The following is a 22,711-nucleotide window of genomic DNA, read 5'->3' as shown; positions in this document are numbered from 1 at the left end:
TATTGTTTTTCGATAAAAAACTATCGAAATGGAAGTGTTTTTGTAGTAAGATCAAGATAGGATAACTGGAATAACTTACAAAGGAGTTTTACTATGAAATGGAAATACGGTTTCAAACTATTATCTAGGATTTGTTTGATCTTGTTTTACATCATTGCTTTGTTGTCTATTTTTACAACAACGGAACATATAACAAGAATTTGGTTTTCTGGAAGTAGTTTTGAAAAATCATTCGGTTTATACGAACCTATATTTACTTACTTTGATCTTTCCTTTAATAAGCAACCAGAGTTGTTTAACAATACTTCTTTCTTAATTTTATCGTTTGTTTCAACAACCGCTTTTTGTAGCTTACTGTTGCTATTTCTATGGTTTCTTCAAAAACTATTAATGAATATTTACAAAGAAAATCTCTTTCTATACGAGAATGTCTCTCTTATATCAAAATTGGGATATACAATCTTATTCTTGGGGACCTTATCAACTTATACTGAAGAACAGTTAGCTTTAAAAGTTCTCGATCTACTGAAAATTACCAACGCTCAAATTAGTCTTTCTACTGGTGCCTATCTCGACACCATCATAGGCGGCGTCGTTCTCCTTCTCATCGCTTCTGCTCTTAAATTTGCAGTTAGCGCAGTGGAAGAAAATAAACAAACAATCTAACAATAAAGCAGGCGATTTACGATGATTCGAATAAAACTAGATGTCATGATGGCAGAGCGGAAAATGTCGCTGAACCGATTGTCTGAACTTGTTGGGATTACACCAGCGAATTTGTCGGTTCTAAAAAATGAAAAGGGAAAAGCCATTCGGTTTACGACTTTAGATGCGCTATGTCAGGCTCTGGATTGCCAACCTGGAGATTTACTGGAATATATAGACGATGAATGATGAATGAAGAGTGAATACCACTCTTCTTTTTTCTTAGCTTTGTTCGCTTATGCTGTGGATTCTCGATTTTTGGCTCATTCGAGTGAAGTCTTTATCTCACTCGCCTTTCAGCTCTGCTGAAAGGTCGCTCTGTGATGACCAATCGCCTGAGCAAATGAATTTGCTCGAAGTGATTGGTCATCACAGAGCGTAAATGAGCCAAAAATCAACAACGTTCATTTACATAGCCTTTTTCTTTCAACCTTCAGCTTGACAGTTCTCTGGATATGCACTAAAAACATGTCAGCACATCCAATGTGCTCACAAGCCATTTAATGAGTTTATTACCTCTCAATTCCGGTTACATACCCTATGTACTTAACAAAAAGGAGATGAATGAAAATGGCAGAGAAAGATCCAAAACAAGCAGTAGCTAACATGAGTGAGGATAAGAAAGAAGACATCATGCAGAACTTCCAATCGTTTAAAGACTATCTTGGAGATCAAGTAAACAAAGGTGAGAAGCTCGGTCTTGGCGAAGAAGGACTCTCAAAAGGTGCTAAGCGCGTTGGAGATTATCTTGCCAAGCATGAAGATCCGCGTAACCGTGAACAAAAAGTACTCAACGAGCTTTGGAACGTAGCAAACGAAGAAGAACGTAAGCATATGGCACACGTTCTCGTTAAGCTAGCAGATCAAACGAACTAAATGACTAAATTGCAAAACGCCGCCACCCTTACTTAGAGGATGGCGGCGTTTTTTATGATGATGCTAGATTTCTATAATACTTAGCCATTTCCATCACCATCGCGCCCATACGTGGTGTAGTTGGTGTGAGAACATGCTCGATTCCTTGAGCTTTTAGATGCTCTTCTGTTACTTCTCCAACAGCTACAGGAAGAATCGTTTCTGTTAAAGAAGTTAGGATCCTTTCTCTTTTCTTAACCCTATCAACATATTCAAAAAAGTACCGTACCTGGATGGCGCTTGTGAACGCCACCGCATCAAGCTGTCCATTTTCTATCTCCTCAATTAACTGCTGAAGCACCGCTTGCTCTGGAGGTGTATGCTCGTATGGATAAATTGTCGTAACCGTATTGTTCGCAGCTTCAAGCGACTCAATAAACCCTGGCACATTTTCACCATGCATTTGGAGAACAACCGATTGATTCTCAATCGTTAAGGCATTCTCCAATTGATTCATCGTCCCGCGATCCGCCACCGTTTGTGGCGTAATGCCCTTTTGTTTAAAATGCTGGAGCGTTTTCGTACCTCGAACTGCTATTGGAATCGAGCGAAGCAAATGATCGTATTCTTTTTCTAGCCCAGCTAATTCCGCAAGCTCAGCCATTCTTTTTTCTCCCATACCAGTCGTATAAATCAACATATCTGGAGGGTTTTCAATTATTTCTCGTAAAGAATGAACGACATGCTCTTCATTCGTAAAAACAGTCCCTTGTGCAGGTCGAATGAGCGCTTTTCCACCCTGTTTTTCGATAAGTGCACGCATTTCTTCCCCTTTTCGTCCGCCGGTAACCGCTATGGTTTTGTTCATTAAGCCCACGACTGTACCATCTCCTTCACTTATACGTAAATAGAGCGTACAGCACCTCAATGAGATGATCAACTACAAATCACTCAAGCGTAACGTAGATCAAACCATCTTCTATTTCAATCGGAAATGTCTCTACCTCGCCAATATGCGGGGAAAGGAGTTTACCTGTCCTAACATCAATGCGGCAGTCGTGGTTTGTACATATTATAGAATGATCGCTGATCTTCCCACTCACAACCGTTCCACCATATGGACAACGATTGTGAATAGCATGGAACGTGCCATCCGACAAGCAAATAACGGCGATCGAAAGCTGGAGTAAATCAATCGCTCGACTAGAATTAGGGGTAAAATCACGCGTTCTTCCCACGTGGATCTTTACGGCATGAACCGGCATCAGAAACATCCTCCCAATCAATGTTTTTTACACATGCATCATTAGCTTTGCGCCGTTTTAGATGATCTCCCATCTTTAGGGACAAGGGCTAACGTATTGCGCGTTATTTTTGGTTCTGGAAATAGCTGATTGGTTGGAATTTCAGAAACGGGAGCATGGCTATTCACAAGCTTTGCTATTAAAGCTGCCTCTGAAGTATCACCATAAAGAATCGCTCCAATCACTCGTCCATGTAAGGTCACAATTTTTTTGTAAATGTGTCGAATCGGGTCAATCCATTGAAAAGTTCTTGTCTCCTCTGTTTCAAGAACATGCCCTGTTGAGAACACTTTTACGCTTTCAATGTTTAAGGTTGTAGACATGATTGAGCCTGTGTACGGCTCTGGATATCCTGCGAGCGTTCTTGCAAGATATTCAGCTTGCTCAATAATCGGTTCAGTGAGACCGTATGTCATATCACGATGTTCTGCACACTCTCCAATAGCATAAATCGATGGATCACTCGTTTGAAGATAATCATCCACAAGAATACCACGGTGAACATCTAGCCCACTTTTCTTAGCAAGTTCAATATTTGATTTTACTCCAACAGACATGAGGACAAGATCAGCTGGCAGACTCGTTCCATCGGAGAAGTGAATCCCTTCTACATGCGAAGTTCCAATGAACTCCTTCGCTCGCTTACTTAATGAAAATTGGATACCCATACGTTCTAAATCTTCCTGAAGCATTTCAGACGCAAGCCGGTCTAGCTGTCTGTTCATCACATTCGGCTGATGATGCACTACGGTTGTTTTTATTCCGCGCTGAACGAGTCCCATCGCCGTTTCTAACCCAAGGATACCCGCTCCAATGACCGCTGCTTTTTGGTAATGATTTGGAGCGTTCATTAATGTCATACAGTCTTCAATCGTTCGAAAGGTCATCACGCCCTCCTTCCCTGCTCCTTTGACGGGAAGGAGATGCGGATGACTACCTGTTGCAAATACGAGAAGATCATAAGTCATTTTTCGACCTCGATCGGTTTTCACATGCCGTACGAGGGGATCAACTGTCACAACGGTTTCATTCTTTAACAAACGTACCCCACGCTTTAGATACCAACCATCATCCTCCAATTTGACGTCTTCAAAGGGTATTTCCTTCTGTAGAACGCGCGATAAAAGATATCGCTTATAAGCAGGCTCCTTTCCAATGACGGTTACTTCAAAACTTGACGGTTTTCTCGATAGCAAGCGTTCAAGAAATTGAATTCCAGCAAGGCCGTTTCCGATTACGACAAGTCGTTTCTTCACACTATCCCCTTCTTTCAAAGCTGTATCAATATGCAAAATCGTACCATGTTTGAAAATTGAAAATAACAAATTGGTCATATATCCTAACAGAGTTTTCAATACATGATGGAAAGAACGGATAGTTTCTCCAATTCCGTTAATGATAAAGGAAGATAACTTTCGGAGTGATGTTGATATGAAAAGAAGGCGTTTTCCACGATCCTCCTCATTGATTGAGGATCAAATAAAACAGGAGTTTCATAACACCGAAGACCTCAAGCTAAAAACCGTTAAACTCGATGGGCTCACACTGACACTTGTGTATCTTGACGATATTTCTGATCGAGTGGTGATTCAAAAGACGATCATTAGTCCACTTCTTACCATTTCAGACGATCAAACAAAGATTAGCGCAGCTGATCTTCCTGATCTTATTCCTATGGCTGCGATTAACAACATTGAAGATAATAGCCTCATTTCAAGGCACCTCATGGATGGATGCACCGTTATTATTGCTCGTGAGGAAGACATTGACACTGTTTACGCTGTGAAAACGACCTATTCTGTGAAGCGCTCACCTGATGAACCGGTCAATGAACCGACGATTAGCGGTCCACGGGATGGTTTTATAGAATGCCTGCAAGATAACAAAGCATTATTACGTGCTCACTTAAAAACAAGCGATCTTTTATTTGAACAACATCTGATTGGAAAAGACGTTGTGAAATACATCTCTTTAACTTATTTGCAAGGAAAAACAGATCGAAAATTAATTGAAGAAACCAGAGAACGAATAAACGAAATTAATGCAGATTATATAACTGATGCAGGGATACTTGAACAGCTCCTTGAGCGAAATCCGCTGTCAGTCTTTCCCGAATTAACATCAACACAGCATCCAACGAAGGTAGCAAACGCCTTACTTGAAGGGCGTGTCGCAATTATGACAGACGGCTCTCCCACTGTCCTGATTGCCCCAACAACGCTTAACATGCTTCTTCAAACACCTGACGACTACTACTTTAAATGGATTCCCGCTTCATTAATTCGATTATTAAGCTATTTTACTGCACTTATTTCTGTACTATTGCCTGCAACTTACATTGCTTTAGTCTCGTTTCACCACGGGCTTATTCCCACTAGCCTGGCCGTTTCTTTATCTAAAACAAGAGAAGGTGTACCTTTCCCATCGGTAATTGAAGCTTTTATTATGGAGCTTACGATCGAGATTTTACGGGAAGCAGGAGTAAGGTTACCAAAACCAATCGGATCTACCGTTAGTATTGTAGGTGCTATTGTTATCGGTGAAACGGCGGTCAGCTCAGGTATCGTTAGTCCAATGATGGTGATGGTCATTTCATTCACAGCGATCTGTTCATTTGCGATTCCGAATTACCAGCTCAGCCTGGCGTTAAGAACCATTCGTTTTTTCTTCCTGTTCTCTGCAGCCATACTAGGTGTATACGGTTTGCTAATCGCCATTTTCATCGTAACAACTCATTTAATTAAACTTAGAAGTTTCGGAACGCCATACATGGAGCCATTTGCGCCGATTCAGCTGAAAAGCTGGAAAGATTCGTTTGTACGTCTTTATTATCGTGTGGGAAAGAAGGATAGGAAACTACATGAAAAATAACCATACCTCCCTTCCAATCATCATTTTCATTATATCAACGATCGTCGGTGTCGGAATTGTCACGTTGCCAAGACAAACCGCAGCAGTCGTCGGTCAATCTAACATGTGGATGAGCGTTATTTTAGGAGCCGGCATTGCATTTATAAATGCGATTTTTCTATTTATGCTCATTAAGCGTTTCCCTATGAAAACAGTCTTTGATATAGGAACTGAACTAACTGGAAAATGGATCGGCAAAGGGATTAACCTCATTTTTGTTGCCTATATGATTGCGATCTCATCCTACATCATTCGGACAATGGCCGAGATTGTGAATTACTACCTGCTTGATAAAACGCCCAAGTTTGTTGTCTTACTCGTACTTGTCGTTTCGTGTATGTATCTTGTATCAAGCGGACTTTCCAATATCATGCTATTTTTTCAACTGTACTTTCCAATCATCTTATTTATGTTTTTTGTCTTAACTCTTCTTAGTATCAAAAATATTGAACCAACCCACTTACGCCCCATCTTCTATTTTGATGGAATCGAAATATTAAAAGGAGCTCACACAACCTTTTTTTCATTTGTAGGATATGAGCTGATCATGGTGTTGTCAGGTAAATTTGCGTTTACGAAATGGAAACCAATGCTCACCATTTTCAGCATCAGCATTGGGAGTGTTTGTGTGATTTATGTCCTCTTCTTCATTCTGAACATCGGTGTCCTTAGTATCGAGGAACTGAAGGTGATTACATTTCCAACAATTGAAATGGCAAAAGCAATCGAATTTCAGGGATTCTTCTTTGAGCGATTCGAACTTCTCTTCCTATTCGGATGGATCATTACGATCTTCACGACTTTAGCCGCCTATTACTATTCGGCAGTGCTTGGCATGAGGAAAACGTTTCAGGTAAAAAACACTCTCCCTATGACTATGATTATTGGGTTCATCATTCTGATGCTCTCGTTATTACCATCAGGCATTACTGAACTATTTTCATACGGGACATACGTGAATTATTTATCCTACACCGCTCTCATCGCGCTCCCCCTATTGCTTCTAGCGCTCTCGCTTGGAAAGGGGACTGCTCAATGAAGAGAATTTCCTTATTTCTAGCTGTTCTTCCACTCATCTTGCTAACGGCGTGCTGGGATAGTAACGAAATTGAAGATCTCGGCATGATCATGGGGATTGGACTTGATTATCATGAAGACAAAGAGGAAGTGTTTGCCTTAACAAACCAATACGTCGTTCCAAATAACATCCAGGGAACAGAGACTGGGACGACTGGAGAGCAGCCCTATCAGAACATTACTTTAAATGGGAATAATTTCTTTGAAGTGATTCGAGAAAATTCACTTGAAACTGATCGGCCACCTAACTATACCCACCTCAAATCCATGGTTCTCTCAGAAGAGCTTCTACGAAAAGAACCGATCAAGCAACTAATCAGCTTCTTTTTGCGTGATCATGAATTTAGGAGAACCGTTTCCTTATTTATTTCAAGGGAGCCTGCCGCTTCGATACTAAATGTCGAACCAACAAAAGAAATGTTTCCTGCTGTGCAGTTGAAGGAGCTCACTCAAAACAAAGAGCGGAGTCTTTATGTATTGGATAATCTTAAATTCGGAGAAGCCTCCAATAGGATTACAGAAGATGCAAGCTTCGTCATTCCTGAAGTAGGAATTCACGAAAATAGACTGCGGTTGCTTGGGGGCGGAATTATATCAAATAAAAAAGAAAAATTAGTTGGCTGGCTTTCACCAGAAGAAGTTGGAGGATTCAAATGGGTGACAGATGAAGTTCAGGGTGGGCTCGTAACCATTGAAGCGGGAGAGTCCAGAGAAGATCAAGTTGTCCTAGAAATAATGAAATCGAACACAACCGTTAAGCCAAATGTAGAAAACGGAAAGCTAACCGTCGACCTTATTGTAGAAAGTTCTTTGCGACTTGCGGAGGACTGGGATATAGAACGCGACGTTTTCAAAGAAGGATGGGAAACGCCACTCCAAGAAAAGGGACAACAAGTCGTCAAGAAAGATATTGAACGCGTTCTTTCCATCGCACAGAAAGAACAGCAACTCGATTTTCTGGAAATTGGCACATGGGTAAAAATCAAACAACCTAGGTACTGGAAGGAACACGAGAAAAATTGGGAAAGCATTTTCCCTTCCCTTACTGTTAATGTAGACGTGAATCTCACCATAACAGGTTATGGGACTCAGGATATTAATTAATGAGAGCCAATCAACTTCATACGTAATCAATAAATAAAGCAGCGCTCTTCATAAGAAGCGCTGCTTTATTTATTGGAAAGTTAGCCGTGATTTTTAGCAATACCTGCTAATTCTTCTTTTGTTCGAAATCCAACCGCATTCTCAACAAGTTCGCCATCTTTAAAGAAAAGCAATGTTGGAATGCTCATCACGTCGTACTTTCTTGCTGTTTCTGGATTTGAATCCACATCAAGTTGGACAATTTTTAATTGCTCGCCTAGTTCCTCATCTAGTTCATCCAACACTGGCGCGATCATTTTACATGGGCCACACCAGGGCGCTCCTAGATCTGCTAGAACGAGTCCTTGATTTGTTTCTTCTTCGAAGTTTTGGTCCGTTACTTTTTGTACTGCCATTATATCTCTCCTCTTACCTTATTTTTATAACTACTAAAAACTAATTTAGTGGTTAGAATACTACATTATGTTATAATCGATGTCAACGATAAAGCAAAAGGTGTGTTTCAACATGATACTCGAAACGAGTTTTTCCCATTTTTCTAATTTCCTATTTATTAACTTAATGAACACATTAAAAATACAAAATCAAAACCCTATCGATCTGCTATTAACGGAAGAGAACGTCGTTCAGTGGATCACATTAATGGAAAACAAGGGGTTGTTAAACAAGAAACAAGTAGAATTCATTAAGAAGGATCCTATTTATACAAATGACATTCAACACTTTCGGAATCAATGTCGTGAATACTTCGCTTCAAACCTTTCTCAAGTCGATTTTTTCGAATTGCTAAGTAATGTGACAAAAGCGACCCCACTTTCTTTTACGATCGATGAAAAGTCCCTTACCCCGCTCCCTATTGAGGGTGGAACGAAAGGTTTACTCTCACTCATTGCCTATCAGATGCTTGATCATGAAGCGAGTGGTGTATTGGATAAAGTAAAAGCATGCGAAAGTGAAAATTGCCTGGCCTTATTCGTCAACAAGAAGGGAAAGCGCAAATGGTGCTCGATGGAGGTTTGCGGAAATCGGACAAAAGCCAAAAAGCATTATCATAATAAAACGAAAACAGCTTCTTCTAACGAATAAAAAAAGAGGCTGGGACAAAACCCAGTAAATTAAAATAAGAGTGGCCCTGCGGACAAAGAATTTGTTCGCAGGGCCACTCTTTCTATATTTTCATCTTAATTTAACAATAAAATAAGGACAACCTCTGATAAAATTATAGTTACCACACAATAACCATCGGAGGTGCCCTTATGTTTAAAGATTATAACATGAATCAAGTGATTTTGCCCTTAGATTTAGAAATGAAATTACAAGAAAATGATATCGCCTATGCCGTCCATGAGTTGGTCGAACAGATTCCGGATGAAGCTTTTTCTGCGTTCCTACGTGATACGGGATGCCCTGCTTATCACCCACGTATGATGATGAAAGTTATTTTATGTGCGTACACCCAATCGGCTTTTTCAGGAAGAAAGATTGAAGGTCTCCTCAAGGATAGTGTACGGATGATGTGGTTAGCGCAAGGGTATGAACCCAGCTATCGCACAATCAATCGGTTCCGTGTCCACCCAGAAGTCAAAGAACTTCTTCGTCAGGGCTTCGTACAGTTTCGTTGTCAGCTCGTTCAAAAAGACCTCATTGATGATGAAGCGATCTTTATTGATGGTACGAAGATTGAAGCGAATGCCAATAAGTTTACATTTGTGTGGCGCAAGGCTGTTGAAAGGTACAGCGAGAGTCTGATTGAAAAGTCGAATGCGATGTACGATGAGTTGATTGAAAAAGAAGTGATCCCCGAAATCGAACGGGAAAGTCCAGAACAACTTTCCATTAAAGAACTTTCTAAAATAGAAGAAAAGCTAGAAGAAAAAGTCGGAGAATACAATGAGAAGATTGAAACCAGTGCCGATGTAACCGAACGAAAAAAGCTTCGTTCAGAGCGAAAAGGACCGAAGCAGTTCCTTAAACAAATGAAGGATTTCGTATTGCGCAAAACAAAATACGAAAACGATATGGCTATCTTCAAAGAACGGAACAGTTATTCCAAAACCGATCATGATGCCACGTTCATGCGCATGAAAGATGACTATATGAAAAATGGGCAACTCAAAGCCGGTTACAATCTCCAGATTGCGACGGAGGGACAATATACGCTCGCTTATGATATCTTCCCGAATCCAACGGATACACGCACATTTCGTCCCTTTCTAGATCGTGTGGAGAATGATTTCTTTAAACTCCCACCTTACATCGTCGCGGATGCCGGTTATGGAAGCGAAGAAAACTACATCGATGTCCTGGAGAATCGCAAGCGAATCCCTCTCATCACGTACAATACCTATCGCAAAGAGAAAAAGAAGAGCTTTACGAAGGATACGTTTCGCGTATCCAACTGGGACTACAATGAAGAAGAAGATTTATTCACATGCCCAAATGGGAAATTGTTGCCGTTCCGTTACGTCTCTCATCGCACTGACCGGAGTGGCTTCAAACGAGAATTTAAAGTTTATGAATGCGAAGATTGTACCGGTTGTCCCTTACGTAAACAATGTACAAAGACCAAAGATGGCACGAATCGGAGAGTCTATTACAATACCAAGTGGGAACAACAAAAGAATAAGGTTAAAGAGCTGCTTTCGGACGAAAAAACAGGTGAAATCTACGGTCAACGGAAAATCGATGTAGAGCCAGTTTTTGGATTTCTGAAGGCTATTTTGGGTTTCACTCGGATGTCCGTAAGGGGCAAAGAGAAGGTCAAAAATGAAATGGGCTTTGCGCTCATGGCGGTGAACTTGAGAAAGTACACCGCCATGAGTGCAGAGTGATCCAATAATCTTAGGAATAACCAAACAAAAAAGGTTCCGTTCATCAAAAACGCTGAACGGAACCTTTTTTCATTATTTCAAGCTAGTTATGTCCCAGCCTCTTTTTTGTAGCTTATCTATTATGAATTTGTCACAAGCTCAACTGGCTTGGATTCTGGCACTATCGGCTGCTTCACTTCTTCACGGCCAGCGCGCTTAATGAAGAATGAGAGCACAAACGCAAGACCTGCAATAAATGTAGCAACAAAGAAGGCAAAGTTAATCCCTTCAAGCATCGCCTGCATGGCAATTTGTTGCTGCATCGTAGGATCTACCGCTCCGCTCGTCGCTGCTTCCCTCGCAAGATCAGCCGCAGCGGATTCTGTTCGGTTAGACATAATCGTAACGAGAAGCGCTGTACCAATGGCGCCCGCTACCTGATTCAACGTATTGTTCATCGCTGTACCGTGCGGATAAAAACGAGCTGGTAGCTGATTTAATCCATTCGTTGATACAGGCATCATAACCATTGACATTCCGAACATGCGCACAGCATGAAGAATCATAATGTAGTTATACGTCGTATCCATAGACAATGTACTAAACAGGTATGTTGTGACAACTGTAATAGCTAGACCTGTTGTCGCCAAAATGCGTCCGCCAATTTTATCAAATAAGCGACCTGTAATCGGAGACATAAATGCCATCACAAGTGCACCCGGAAGCATCATCAATCCTGCATCAAGTGGTGAAATGCCTCGAATGGTTTGCACGTAAATCGGGAGCAACAGCATTCCTGAAAACATCGCCATATTTAAAACCATTGTAATGGAAGATGAAAGAGCGAACATTGGATATTTGAAAATCGAAAAATTCAACATTGGTCGTTCTTGTTTCGACTGTCTAATAATAAACGTCGTCAGAGAAATAACCCCAATTCCAATCGTTAAGTAAACTTGTGGGCTATCCCAACCTTTATTCCCTGCAGAACTAAAGCCGTAAAGAATACCTCCAAAACCAATACTTGATAAGATCAGTGAAAAGAGATCGAGACGAATGTTTACCTTTTCCTTTTTATCTTTCAACAAGAAGAAACCAAGTAGGAAAATCGTAATAGCAATTGGCGTCACGAAATGGAAAAGCATTCTCCAATCGTAGTTTTCAATAATCCAACCAGAGAGCGTCGGACCAATTGCTGGCGCCGCCATGAGAATTAAACCGAAAACGCCCATTGCCGCCCCTCTTTTTTCAATTGGAAAGCTAACGAGCATGACATTCATCAAGAGCGGCATCATAATCGCTGAACCTGAAGCTTGAAGCATTCTTCCTCCAAGTAGAACCGGGAAGATCTCCGCCATCCCCGCAACAACTGTACCAATTGTAAATAATCCAATCGCAACAAGAAATAAGCGACGCACGGAATATTTTTCAATAAGAAATGCCGTTGCCGGAATCATAATACCGTTCACAAGCATAAATCCTGTTGTAAGCCACTGAACCGTAGCCGTTTCAATTTGTAAATCTGCCATAATCGATGGCAACGCAATATTAAGCAATGTATTATTTAAAAACGCAATAAAAGCACCAACAATCAGAATCGCAAGAATGCCGTACTTTGGTTTTGGCGTCTCTTTCACTGATTGACTCATCATCATTCCCCCATATACCTTTAGTTCAATTATTTATACCATCGGTTCAAATCTCTAATATCATATACCATGAGTTCAACTTTTGCAATCATTATTTCTTCCTGATTTGAAAGGATTTGTTTCTAATCAAGAAATAAGGTATGATCAATTTTATACCGGCAGTACAACAATAAATTTCATGTAAATATAACGAAGTAAAAGGTGATAGAATGAACGATCGCAAACAGCACGTTATTAAGATGGCGCATCAGCTTTTTATTGAAAGAGGCTTTCAGGCAACATCCATTCAAGACATACTCGAATATAGCGGCATTTCAAAAGGCACGTTCTACAATTACTTCTCATCGAAAAATGAGTTATTAATTGCTCTTTTCAAAGCCCTTTATGGCTCAATGGAAACAAGCCGGGATGAATTGATGATCGGCCAGGATCGTGCTGACCTTACTATCTTTATTAAACAAATTGAACTACAAATGAATACGAATAAGAAAAACAAGCTGATTACACTTTTTGAAGAAGTGTTTGTCTCGAATGATGAGGATTTGAAGGATTTCCTTAAAGAAGGACAAAAGAGAATGATTCAGTGGGTATTCACTCGTTTTCTTGAGCTATTCGGCGAGGATAAGCGACCATATCTACTTGATGGGGCGATCATGTTTCTGGGCGTACTTCATCACAATGTCAAGTACTATTCGATTGCAAACGGTCCGAGCGTAGACATTTCCCCCGTTGTACACTATAGCGTCCAACGTATCGTGAACATCGTTAACGATGCCGCTGCGGCAGGAGTACAGCTGAACAAACCCGAGCAGATGAGTACATGGCTACCAAATGCGACACAATCCGATGAAACCTTTAAAGAAAAACTTCATCAAACAATCGCAACCCTGAAGAAGGGTTTGAACGAGAAACACACAAAATCAATAGAACTTCTAGATTTTATCCAGGATGAGTTTCTTCATTCTAAGAAGTCACGAGAATTTCTCATTGAAAGCGTTCTTTGTTCATTGAGGGACGATCAAACGCTTGACCAAAAATCCGTTGCTGCGCTCGATGAATTAGTAAAAGGGTATTTTGTGAGAGTGGCTGAAGCTTGCGAACGTTCAAACACATAATGAGCACCAACACCATTGAAAAAAGCCGCCCAGTTTGCCTTGGCGGCTATACTACTAACTGACTTTTATACGACGTAAAGAAGGCCAAACGTTAAGCTACTTCTGATCTCTTCTTTCACATAGGCATCCACTTGAATATCTATGCGAATACAATAAATGCTGTACAGATCAAATCTCGATCTACTTCCGCTCGATCGCTTCACTTTCCACCCGGTCCATAAACTCTTGAACAACATTCATTTGATCCTTCTGCCGGCTTAGCTTAAGCATGGCGCGCCCCACAAAATTCACTCCTTTATTATGACCTTCGTAAATGAATTTAGTTTCACTGTCACTCACTTTTTCTAGTATAAAACCAAGCGATATTTCAAACGCTTTTCCCAATACAAACTTAATCCGTTTCTCTTTATACTCTTCTCGATCCTCGTAGGCGATCGTCTCAACCATGTAAGTTTCAAGTCTTTTTCCTTCACGATACGTTTGATGATGCTTCGCTCCGACTTGATGCTCTTCCATTTCTATTAATACATGCTCTTCAACCTTTGGCATGATCGTTTGAATATTCTTGTCTCTAAATAGATCCCAAACCGTTTCAATTGGCGCATGAATTTTTTTCTCATCTTTCCAGCTAATCATTCTTTTCCCTCCCTGATTTAAGAAACTCATCAATGTCGTTAAGTTGAAGTTGCAAATCGTTGATTTGTTCTTCTATACGCAATTTCTTTTGACTCAAAAGATCTTCTAAATGAGCGAATGACTCATCTTCCATCACAGACTTCATTTCCTGAATGGTAAATCCAAACCGCCTTAGCTTTGCTAATAATAGCGCTAGAAAATAACTGCCATCATCGTAGTATTTGTAACGGCTGTTCGGATCAATATAGGCAGGCTCTAATAGCTTAACTTCTGCATAATAGCGAAGCGTTTCTTTACTTAACCCTGTTAACTGGGCAAACTCACTTATTTTATACATGTCTCCTCCCCCTTAATCTTAAACTGCGGGGTACACCACCTAGTCAAGTACACTACAACAATTATTTTGGCCAGTGTTAGAGATATCCCCTTCTACTTAACGAAAAAAAAGAACGCTTATCTCTAAGCGTCCCCTCACTTCTTATTTTTTTGTGATCAACACACGTCCAACTGAACGATCCGTTGCTTCACCTGTTACTTTGAATTTCAAGCCATATTGGGGTACATTACGTCCTGCATCAGGGATGGCTTCATTCAAATAACTTTTCTTATCGTTGAATTCTTTCACAAATTGATTTTTCTTATCTGTCATTGTGCGACCAAGAAGCTCGCTGTAGTCAATGAACATCTTCTCATCTTTACGAAGGCTGAATGCAGCATCATGAATTTGGTAACGTGTTTGGGCCACCGTTCCGTCACTCCAGAACAATTCGTGCTGATCCGCATCCACAACCCCAAGGAACCCTTCGCCAGGGTGAACGCCTGTCCAGTTATCAGAATACTTGTTATCCACGTACCAAACAACTAAACCAGGATCATAAGACATCAAGCTAGCACCACGACGAATGTGATCAAGTCCTTCATCGACACCTTGATGATTTCTCCATTCAAGAAGGTAGTAGTGTTCTGAAACCTTCACTCCTTTATCCTTTGTGAAACCATCTAACTCCACTTTAGGCTCGCCTTCTGCATCGTCAAAGAGAAGCTCGTTCCCATCCGCTGTTACACGAATATCATCAACATAGAAGCCAGGATTAATTGCAGCTCCATCTGTCCAGTAGTTCATTTTCACTTGTACATCTTTTCCTGCATAAGCGCTCAAATCAAATGTAGCATCAATCCAACCATTAGATAGACCGGTAATGCCGTGTCCAGGATTATTATCATAAGGATTAGTTTCTGTCGTGATATTTCCCCGGATCGCTGTCCAGTTCTCACCATCTTCACTTACTTGAATCGAACCATAATCCCAGTCCTCTTCAATGTCATACCATGTCTTAAACGTCAATTCGGCTGATGACGCATTTGAAAGATCGACATTCATCACAGCGGAATTATCTAAATCATTGTCACTCCCACTGAAATACTCGAATTCGCCGCTAAATGGCGTATTAATTTCTGTTTCTTTGTCTGGAAGGTTGATACGAAGCGCGTCAAGGTTTGTCCCTTTCGTGTTCGCTTGATCCAAATAAACTTCCAAACCTTTTTTGTCAATCTCATCTAAATCAACTTCATCATACTTCAACCAATTTCCACCTTGAGCAGCCTGAAGAAATTCTTTAGACCATGCGCTGAAACCAGTAGGTTCTGTTCCAGGAAGTGCACCAGCCCAGCTTCCGCTCGCCATGATTGACCAGTAAGATACTGCTTCACCAGCCCCAGAATATTGTGTATCGTACTCATCCGGTAAACCTAAATCGTGACCATATTCATGAGCGAACACTCCTGCTGCTCCATCAGCTGGTTCAATAGTATAGTCATATGCATACATGGAACCTGCACCAAAGTAATCCTCCTCTGGTTCTGGTGATCCTTCGATTGGGAAAATACTACCAAGATTCCAACGGTGAGACCAGATCGCATCAGATCCTAATTGTCCGCCACCAGCTTCTTCTCCAACTGCTGAGTGAACTACCATCAAGTGATCAACAAGACCATCTGGCTCACGGAAATTACCGTCACCGTCAAGATCATAGCGATCTTCTTGATCATATTCTGCTAGATTGACAGAAGGATCAGCAGCCGCTGCATTCAGAGCTTCTTTCACAAGACCACGCGCATTCTTGTCGCTATCATCTTCAGTAGGATAGTTACCACCGTATTCAGCTGCATTTTTGGATGCCATATACCATCCAGCAACAGCGCCATCTACCGTGTAAGCGCCATTTGATTGTTCTTCATAATATTGTTTCATAGAGATAAGATCTTCACCATTCGGACCTTCATACCCATCTTCACCGAAAATCATATCTTGATAGTGTTCCTTCACGTAATCTTCATAATACATATCAGATTCATCTGGCTTAATACTGTTGTGTGGAAAATCAGGGAATTCGACTAAAAGGACTAGGACGTTATCAGAACGAACATCACCGTGGTAGTCTTCTTCAACGACTTTATCAAGTTTCTTGCCGCCTTTTTTCCCGTTGTCATTTCCCTTACCTTTGTTATCATTCTTTAACTTTTCTTTAATGTCAGCTTCAACTTCAAGCTTTTCATCTTCTAATTCCCCGGTCGTGTCTTTTTCCATAAGCGACTCAGACTTTTCTTTCAAAAACACATCCAATGCTTGTTCTGCTTCTTTGGCAGATGCATTTTTAGAGATTTTCCCACTCTCTTTCAGCATCTCAATTAGCTTTTCTTCATTTGCAATCGCTAGATCAAACGGACCTTGCTTATGTACAACTTCTTCCTTCACTTCTTGCTTCACTTGCGGCGAGTCTACACTAGCTTGACTACTCGCTCCAGGTGCTGTGAAAGCACTTAGCGTTAGCGCAGCAATCATCGCCATTGACAGTACATTTTTCCCCTTCAAAATCTCATTCCCCCTAAAAAATGTTTTTTACAATAGTTTTACAATAATCATACTATAATCCTTTTTCAGAAAAATTTGAATGATACAAAAGTCTCAATATTTCCTAAAACCCTCCTTTTTATGACTATTTTTTCAAGTAGTGAGCTATTTTTCACACTAATAAATCAGATCAAAAGCACCATTTGCTCATCACTATTTTGTTTTTTTACAATAACGCTTCAACACGTTAAATTGAGTAAAAAATAGCAAAAGCCCTAAAAATAAGAGAATCCGTTTGCAGGGCTTTTGCTATAATGTGACTGATTCATATCCATCTATTTCCTCACCTTGAATCGTATATATGTAGAACATCAGCAGTAGCGTTAGCAACCAATTATAGATCATTATACTTAATGCGCTGTCTTGAAAATTTAAAAGCAGTGCGCTAAAAAGAGAAGGCAAATGACTACAGGTTTATTCAACTTCACTCACTCCCATCTAGTACTATACTACTTTCATAATATCATATATTTACCAGTTAACTTTTCGTTCCAAGCTCCATGTTCTTTACTTCTTAAAATGAACAAAAAAAGTTCAAAAAAGGAGGCCATTCAATGCACTCCTTTTCTGAACTGTTAGAACCAAAGCTCTCGTCTAAGATTACTCTTTCGAACCTTCTTTTTCTAAGTCTTGTTGAATTTGTTTCTTCAAATCCTCGATATATTTCTCACTTGATTTTGCGCCCTGGTCTATCCCTTCTGCTTTCTCCTTCAAGTACTCTTCTAACGCCTTCTGTATTTCACTTGGCGTCGCATTTTCCTTGATCACTCCTGTAGACTTTAGCATTTCAATAAGTTTCTCATCATTCGCCATCATTCTTGCTTCTTGAGAGAAGTTACCTTCTGATGTAGCGGGAGCTGTCGTCTCTTCCCCCACGTCATTCTTTGATGTGTTTACGGTTTGAGCTTCATTATTTCCACAGCCGGCTAACCCAACGAATAATAAGGTTCCCAATATAATCGGTAGAAGCTTGATCTTCACCATTAAGCCCTCCATTCGCTCAGCCTTTTCTATCTAAACGAGTTAAACGGTGAAAAGGTTACAAATAGGTCTAAATTCGCTTAGTGACAGGCACTCAAAGCCTTTATAAAGCGGATGATATGGAAGACTGGGTTGAGCTATGCTGATTAAAAAATGCAAGCGAAGCATCGTTAAACTCCCTTGGTTTTTCCACGTTACAAACATGACCGCATTGCTCTAAGATCAAATGCTGTGCCTGTTCATCGCTTTTCGTATCTTCTAATAAAGGATCCAAAAAGAGATGATCCTGTTCCCCAGAAATGTAGAGCTTCGGGATGTTTTGGCTATATTGTTGAACGTTCGCATATGCTGCATTTACTTGAGGTGTTAACGCATACCAAGCTAGAAAGTCTCTTCGATTCATTTTAAGAGCTTCTCTGATAAATAGCTTTCTAGAGCTAGCGTGATTTGCTTTAGGCATCATAATATAAGCAAACATTTTATACAACCACATATATGGTACAAACGCTTTCACTGCATTTCCAGCGCGAAGCATGAAGGTAGCTAGAGGAGAATATCGTGTGATCGCGCCTCCTAGTACAGCACTCTGAACGCGTTCCGGAACTCGTTGAAGCAAATGATGCACGGCAACAGAGCCTAGTGAAATACCTACTAAATGTGCTTTAGAAATCTTTAACTCATCTAGAAGCAGAATCACTTCGTCTGCGACTAATTCTCTATTGAAAGGCATGTTATAACTGTCAGTACTCGGTGATTTTCCATGCCCCGGTAGGTTGATAGCAAGCACATCATACTCTTTTTTATATGTGGAGATCTGGTTACAGAAGATCCCATAGTTCCCACCAAGACCGTGAATCAACACGATCGTTTCACTGCAGTTCGCCTTCTTACTTTTGTAAAGCTTATAATCAAGCATGCTGTTAAATCCTCTCTGTATAAGGGATGTTGCGTCCCATAGTTGATCCAATACTCTTGCATTAGTATAACCGTGAATGGGAGGAGATTGAAAGAAGAAAATCGTTGATGGGAACATTACGCTAACAAAACGAGCCAACGGTAATGACGAACAATAATCGTTTAACTAATAACAAGAGCCTACTAGTCTCCTAGAGCGAAATCAAACAAAGAACCACCTTTCTATAACGAAGCATAACCAAAAAGCCAGATCAGATTGACCTAGCTTTTCATCTATTAAAAATAGTATTTTAAACAATCAAGAAATGAAACGGCATATCACTAAACGACTCTTGCTTACAAATAAGCCTTGGTTTTCTCGAGATAAATTGAAATGGCTTTCTCTAAAGGCTTGATCGATGTCTCCCAGAAAAATGGTTCGGTTAAATTTTGATCTAGGAACTCAGCGCCTAATTCTTCCATTGTTTTATTGCCTGAAGAGCTGAGTAGTTGACTATATCGTTCAGGAAGCGTTTCTTTATCTAGCAAATAAAGCGAATAAACACCATTACTGAACAAATAGCCAATTGTATACGGCAGATTAAAAAAAGCTTTTTCTGTATTAAAGAAATGCGGAATCGTCATCCAGTTATGGGTGTTCACCTCTTCTAATGAATCCTGAAACCAGTCTCTTTCACTTTTCTCCATCAAATCAGTCAATTCCGTTGCTGAAAGCATCTGGGATTTACGCTTTTCGTAAAACTGCTGTTCAAACTCGAATTTAGCGGGAATATAAGCAATGTACTTTAATCCATTAATAATTTTCAACTCTAGCAAGGATAATTTATCTTCTTCTGAATCCGCTAATTCGATTGCGGCATCAAGTACTAGATTCTCTGCGAAAGTCGATGCTGTCTCTGCTAATCCCGTTCCGGTTTGATGAGCAAATCCTGGTTCTTCATGAAGGTGAAAATTATGATAAGCATGCCCTAACTCATGAGCAAGAGTAACGACATCCTGATAGTTTCCTGTGAAAGATAGGAGTACTCGACTTTCCTTCGAATTTGGCAACGATGCGCAGAATGCTCCATGTCGCTTAGAATCAGAGAGTTCTCCATCAATCCATCCTTCTTCAAAAGCTCGTTCAGCGAATTTGCCCATCTTTTCACTAAATCGATAAAACTGACTTATGACGATTTCTGTTGCCTGGTCATATGTAACAGTTTCCTTAGAAGTAAACGTTGGAGAGTAAATATCAAACCAACTCAACTTCTCTAGTTGATTTAACTGCGCTTTCCGGTCTAAAAATTGATGTAGCAAGGTTTTGCTTTTATGGAGTGCTTGCATCATGCTATTAACTGAAGCTTCACTGATTCGGTTTTGTTCATACATTTCCTTCATAGGGTTTGACCACCCCCTTAAACGGTAAAGCTCGTTCCGATAACCTGCAAGGTGATTAAATATTGAAGCAAAACGTATTTCGTTTTTACGACAAACGTTTGTCATTGATGAAGCAATTTCCTCCCTAATCTTTCGGTCACTTGAGAGCATCGCACGCATAAATGCCGAATCAAAAGATATGTTTTCTATCCCCATTTCATTACTCACAGGCACTGTAAGTTGAGCAAATTCCTGTTCATAATGGTCTTCCCATCCATCAAAACCATTTACTGAAAGAGAGTGAATGACTTTCTCCAGATCTGGGCTTAACTGGTCTTTAACCTTTTGGCGTTGAATCGTTAAGAACGTTTCAATTCCTTGAACTTCTGGACTTTTGAGCAATGCATGCCACTGATCATCTGAAATAGCTGCGAGATAGTGACGAAAAGTAAGCAATAGCGTCTCCATCCGTGACTTCATCCGAGTGCTTAGTTCATTAAGCGTTTGTAGCTCTGGATCATGAACGGCGACTGAAAATTTACAAATAATATACTCATCCATTTCAAAAACGTTTGTGTTGATGGTTTGAACAAGTTCTATCGCCTTAACCATTTCAAGTATTTCTTGAGGATGAGTTTGATTTTCCAAATCTGTTTGCACTTGATCAATATGTAAAATGATAGTAGAGACCTGTTCTTTTAATGAAATTACTTTATCTCCTGGATAAACGCTGTCTAAATCCCACTGCTTTGTTTGTGTATTTCTCACTAACATCCCTCCCAGTTTTTATAGCACCCCCTAACGTTAACATAATTATCCATATTTTATTCAGAATAATTAAAAAACCCTTCCGAATCCTGAATATAGAATAAAAAATGAGCGCTGAATTGAAATACTATTCAGCGCTCATTGTTATCTTTTTTCTCATGTGATTAAAGCTAGAAACTCATAATCTAAACTGCTTTCTTCATTCCTCTATAACTTCACGACTAAAAAGCCTAATGGTAATAAAAGAACAACAGCATTTAAGGCAATCCCCATTACTGCAAGTCTTCTTTTTGAAATGCGAAAAGCAACCACTCCTAGAAAAATGCCGACAGCGCAAATAATGATTGGGAAGAATATAGGGAAGATTTCAATTGTTGCTAGTTCAATAGCTCCGGATAGGAAGCTTCCTGCAATGATAGCAGCAAGACAGCCCGCTACAATGGAAACAATTGCAATAAAGGTACTGCTTCCATTGATTGATGAAGGTTTCTCTGACATTTGTCTCTCTCTCCTTTGGTGATAACCATCTCTCTCTACACCCTATTTACCCGAAAAAATTGGAAAATAACCATCCTAATGTTCTGTCGCCGGAAGGATTTGTGTTTCTAGTGCTTGCGCATTTCCTTTCAGCAAATCTTCTTCTTTCAGTAATTGAAACAGCCCTCTCATCACAATCTCATCAGGCTTTGACTTTCTAGATTCTTCCGATATGCGATCCGTTACCTCTAGATAGTATTGAGGCTCCTTTAATTCATGGATATTATTATAGAGCGCCTTCCAGGCACTCTCTCTTTTCTCAAACGATGTAAAAGCCCCTTCTCGATCCATCCCTACGGAAAAAGGACGCATCATTTCATCATCTAGAAGAGGCGTGCTACTTCCTGCTAGAAAATCCGATGCTAGAATATCAATCTGCCTAACGATGTGCTTTCCAAGCTTTTCTGGAGAAAGCAGGCTCTCAGAAGAAATCATAAGACCTGTGTAGGAGGTATAAATGGATTGCGTCATCCACATCAAATCCCATTTATATGGGGCAATCTTCTCCCCATATAAATCAATCAAATTTCGTTCTAGCCAGCTAAAGAGTCTCCCTCTCATGCGATGGCCCATTCCTTCAAGCTTTTCACTGCTTTGAGCGGATTCCCCGCGCATATGCATTTTCATATAAGATTTATATTCCAATATCCCTTCGAATTGCACCTGGAATTGTTTTGCAAACCGCTCATAAGGTGGTAGATTACCGTCTAATCCCACAACAAAAGCACGTTCAAAAACGAGCTGTTGATAGTGTTCATAAATCGAAATAATCAAATCTTCCTTTGATGGAAAAAATGAGTAAAGCGAACCTTTTGATACTCCTACGCTATCAGCGATCTGCTGCATCGATGTATGCGTGTACCCTTTCTCTGCGATCAATTCAACGGCCGCTTCTAATATTGCTTTTCGTTTATCCATATCGTTCACCTCGATGTCTTCTTCCATCAGAATACACTACTTGATGAGTGGAATGATAGTCACAATATGCCCTCGAGCTTAAACTGCATATCTCGATTAAAACAAGAAGTTTACTTAATCATACCTGACTAACCTTCACCCTTTCGAATTTGTTTTT

General features: G+C 40.2%; 22 protein-coding genes. 9 read left to right on the top strand and 13 right to left on the bottom strand.

Annotated elements, in window-relative coordinates:
- The first annotated feature begins 93 nt into the window (after positions 1-93).
- The 3 genes from AC0VYO_RS07090 (at position 94) to AC0VYO_RS07080 (ending at position 1,581) form a co-directional block, all read left to right on the top strand.
- Positions 94-666 carry a hypothetical protein gene (locus AC0VYO_RS07090; protein ID WP_475367014.1) on the top strand — a complete coding sequence of 191 codons (573 nt, stop codon included), beginning with the start codon at positions 94-96 and terminating at the stop codon, positions 664-666.
- 21 nt (positions 667-687) lie between these two features.
- A complete protein-coding gene (locus tag AC0VYO_RS07085; RefSeq protein ID WP_194220932.1) occupies positions 688-894 on the top strand; it encodes a helix-turn-helix domain-containing protein in 207 nt (68 codons plus the stop codon).
- Positions 895-1,275: 381 nt separating this feature from the next.
- Positions 1,276-1,581 carry a DUF3243 domain-containing protein gene (locus tag AC0VYO_RS07080; protein WP_226612230.1) on the top strand — a complete coding sequence of 102 codons (306 nt, stop codon included), beginning with the start codon at positions 1,276-1,278 and terminating at the stop codon, positions 1,579-1,581.
- A 52-nt stretch (positions 1,582-1,633) separates the two neighbouring features.
- Here the strand turns inward: AC0VYO_RS07080 and AC0VYO_RS07075 are convergent, their stop codons facing one another.
- The 3 genes from AC0VYO_RS07075 to AC0VYO_RS07065 form a co-directional block, all read right to left on the bottom strand.
- Complete coding sequence (locus AC0VYO_RS07075; protein WP_475368750.1) at positions 1,634-2,428, bottom strand: uroporphyrinogen-III synthase; 795 nt, start codon at positions 2,426-2,428, stop codon at positions 1,634-1,636.
- 79 nt (positions 2,429-2,507) lie between these two features.
- Positions 2,508-2,825, bottom strand: a complete 318-nt coding sequence (locus AC0VYO_RS07070; RefSeq protein WP_475368749.1) for a Rieske 2Fe-2S domain-containing protein — start codon at positions 2,823-2,825, stop codon at positions 2,508-2,510.
- Positions 2,826-2,866: 41 nt separating this feature from the next.
- On the bottom strand, positions 2,867-4,219 hold the full coding sequence (locus AC0VYO_RS07065; RefSeq protein ID WP_475368748.1) for an NAD(P)/FAD-dependent oxidoreductase: 1,353 nt from the start codon (positions 4,217-4,219) through the stop codon (positions 2,867-2,869).
- Positions 4,220-4,328: 109 nt separating this feature from the next.
- Between AC0VYO_RS07065 and AC0VYO_RS07060 the strand changes: the two genes are divergently transcribed.
- Genes AC0VYO_RS07060 through AC0VYO_RS07050 form a run of 3 tightly spaced genes read left to right on the top strand, consistent with a single transcriptional unit; the run spans position 4,329 to position 7,955 of the window.
- A complete protein-coding gene (locus AC0VYO_RS07060) occupies positions 4,329-5,735 on the top strand; it encodes a spore germination protein (RefSeq protein ID WP_475368747.1) in 1,407 nt (468 codons plus the stop codon).
- Positions 5,725-6,813 carry a GerAB/ArcD/ProY family transporter gene (locus AC0VYO_RS07055; RefSeq protein WP_475368746.1) on the top strand — a complete coding sequence of 363 codons (1,089 nt, stop codon included), beginning with the start codon at positions 5,725-5,727 and terminating at the stop codon, positions 6,811-6,813. The genes AC0VYO_RS07060 and AC0VYO_RS07055 overlap by 11 nt, the downstream gene beginning before the upstream one ends.
- Positions 6,810-7,955: a Ger(x)C family spore germination protein gene (locus AC0VYO_RS07050; protein ID WP_475368745.1), complete on the top strand. Its 1,146-nt coding sequence runs from the start codon at positions 6,810-6,812 to the stop codon at positions 7,953-7,955. Before AC0VYO_RS07055 ends, AC0VYO_RS07050 begins: the two co-directional genes overlap by 4 nt.
- A gap of 80 nt (positions 7,956-8,035) precedes the next feature.
- Here the strand turns inward: AC0VYO_RS07050 and trxA are convergent, their stop codons facing one another.
- Positions 8,036-8,350, bottom strand: a complete 315-nt coding sequence (gene trxA / locus AC0VYO_RS07045; RefSeq protein ID WP_194220923.1) for a thioredoxin — start codon at positions 8,348-8,350, stop codon at positions 8,036-8,038.
- A 112-nt stretch (positions 8,351-8,462) separates the two neighbouring features.
- Here trxA and AC0VYO_RS07040 point away from each other — a divergent pair, with 112 nt between their 5' ends.
- Positions 8,463-9,041: a CGNR zinc finger domain-containing protein gene (locus AC0VYO_RS07040; RefSeq protein ID WP_475368744.1), complete on the top strand. Its 579-nt coding sequence runs from the start codon at positions 8,463-8,465 to the stop codon at positions 9,039-9,041.
- Positions 9,042-9,211: 170 nt separating this feature from the next.
- Positions 9,212-10,786, top strand: a complete 1,575-nt coding sequence (locus AC0VYO_RS07035; RefSeq protein WP_475367971.1) for an IS1182 family transposase — start codon at positions 9,212-9,214, stop codon at positions 10,784-10,786.
- A gap of 119 nt (positions 10,787-10,905) precedes the next feature.
- On the opposite strand, the gene AC0VYO_RS07030 is transcribed toward AC0VYO_RS07035, so the two are convergent.
- Positions 10,906-12,414 (bottom strand): DHA2 family efflux MFS transporter permease subunit, encoded by a 1,509-nt coding sequence (locus tag AC0VYO_RS07030; protein WP_194220921.1) that lies wholly within the window; start codon positions 12,412-12,414, stop codon positions 10,906-10,908.
- A 209-nt stretch (positions 12,415-12,623) separates the two neighbouring features.
- On the opposite strand from AC0VYO_RS07030, the gene AC0VYO_RS07025 reads away from it, so the two are divergent.
- Complete coding sequence (locus tag AC0VYO_RS07025; RefSeq protein ID WP_475368743.1) at positions 12,624-13,529, top strand: TetR/AcrR family transcriptional regulator; 906 nt, start codon at positions 12,624-12,626, stop codon at positions 13,527-13,529.
- Positions 13,530-13,709: 180 nt separating this feature from the next.
- On the opposite strand, the gene AC0VYO_RS07020 is transcribed toward AC0VYO_RS07025, so the two are convergent.
- The 8 genes from AC0VYO_RS07020 to AC0VYO_RS06985 all read right to left on the bottom strand — a co-directional run bounded on the left by AC0VYO_RS07020 (position 13,710) and on the right by AC0VYO_RS06985 (position 22,554).
- On the bottom strand, positions 13,710-14,165 hold the full coding sequence (locus AC0VYO_RS07020) for an SRPBCC family protein (RefSeq protein ID WP_475368742.1): 456 nt from the start codon (positions 14,163-14,165) through the stop codon (positions 13,710-13,712).
- Positions 14,158-14,502 (bottom strand): MerR family transcriptional regulator, encoded by a 345-nt coding sequence (locus tag AC0VYO_RS07015; RefSeq protein ID WP_371018440.1) that lies wholly within the window; start codon positions 14,500-14,502, stop codon positions 14,158-14,160. Before AC0VYO_RS07015 ends, AC0VYO_RS07020 begins: the two co-directional genes overlap by 8 nt.
- 141 nt (positions 14,503-14,643) lie before the next feature.
- Positions 14,644-17,040: an immune inhibitor A domain-containing protein gene (locus AC0VYO_RS07010; protein ID WP_475369046.1), complete on the bottom strand. Its 2,397-nt coding sequence runs from the start codon at positions 17,038-17,040 to the stop codon at positions 14,644-14,646.
- A gap of 636 nt (positions 17,041-17,676) precedes the next feature.
- Positions 17,677-18,057, bottom strand: a complete 381-nt coding sequence (locus AC0VYO_RS07005) for a hypothetical protein (RefSeq protein ID WP_475368741.1) — start codon at positions 18,055-18,057, stop codon at positions 17,677-17,679.
- A 103-nt stretch (positions 18,058-18,160) separates the two neighbouring features.
- Positions 18,161-18,973 carry an alpha/beta fold hydrolase gene (locus AC0VYO_RS07000; RefSeq protein WP_283152530.1) on the bottom strand — a complete coding sequence of 271 codons (813 nt, stop codon included), beginning with the start codon at positions 18,971-18,973 and terminating at the stop codon, positions 18,161-18,163.
- 335 nt (positions 18,974-19,308) lie between these two features.
- Positions 19,309-21,099 (bottom strand): M3 family oligoendopeptidase, encoded by a 1,791-nt coding sequence (locus tag AC0VYO_RS06995; protein ID WP_475368740.1) that lies wholly within the window; start codon positions 21,097-21,099, stop codon positions 19,309-19,311.
- 207 nt (positions 21,100-21,306) lie between these two features.
- A complete protein-coding gene (locus AC0VYO_RS06990) occupies positions 21,307-21,597 on the bottom strand; it encodes a hypothetical protein (RefSeq protein WP_303529388.1) in 291 nt (96 codons plus the stop codon).
- A 75-nt stretch (positions 21,598-21,672) separates the two neighbouring features.
- Complete coding sequence (locus tag AC0VYO_RS06985) at positions 21,673-22,554, bottom strand: TetR/AcrR family transcriptional regulator (RefSeq protein WP_475368739.1); 882 nt, start codon at positions 22,552-22,554, stop codon at positions 21,673-21,675.
- Positions 22,555-22,711: the final 157 nt, after the last annotated feature.

This window comes from Anaerobacillus sp. 63XJN7_4_ISO-PGPR-S23-413 (genome assembly GCF_056173725.1).
Note: the sequence above shows the minus strand (reverse complement) of the source record. Positions and strands in the feature narration are given on the sequence as shown.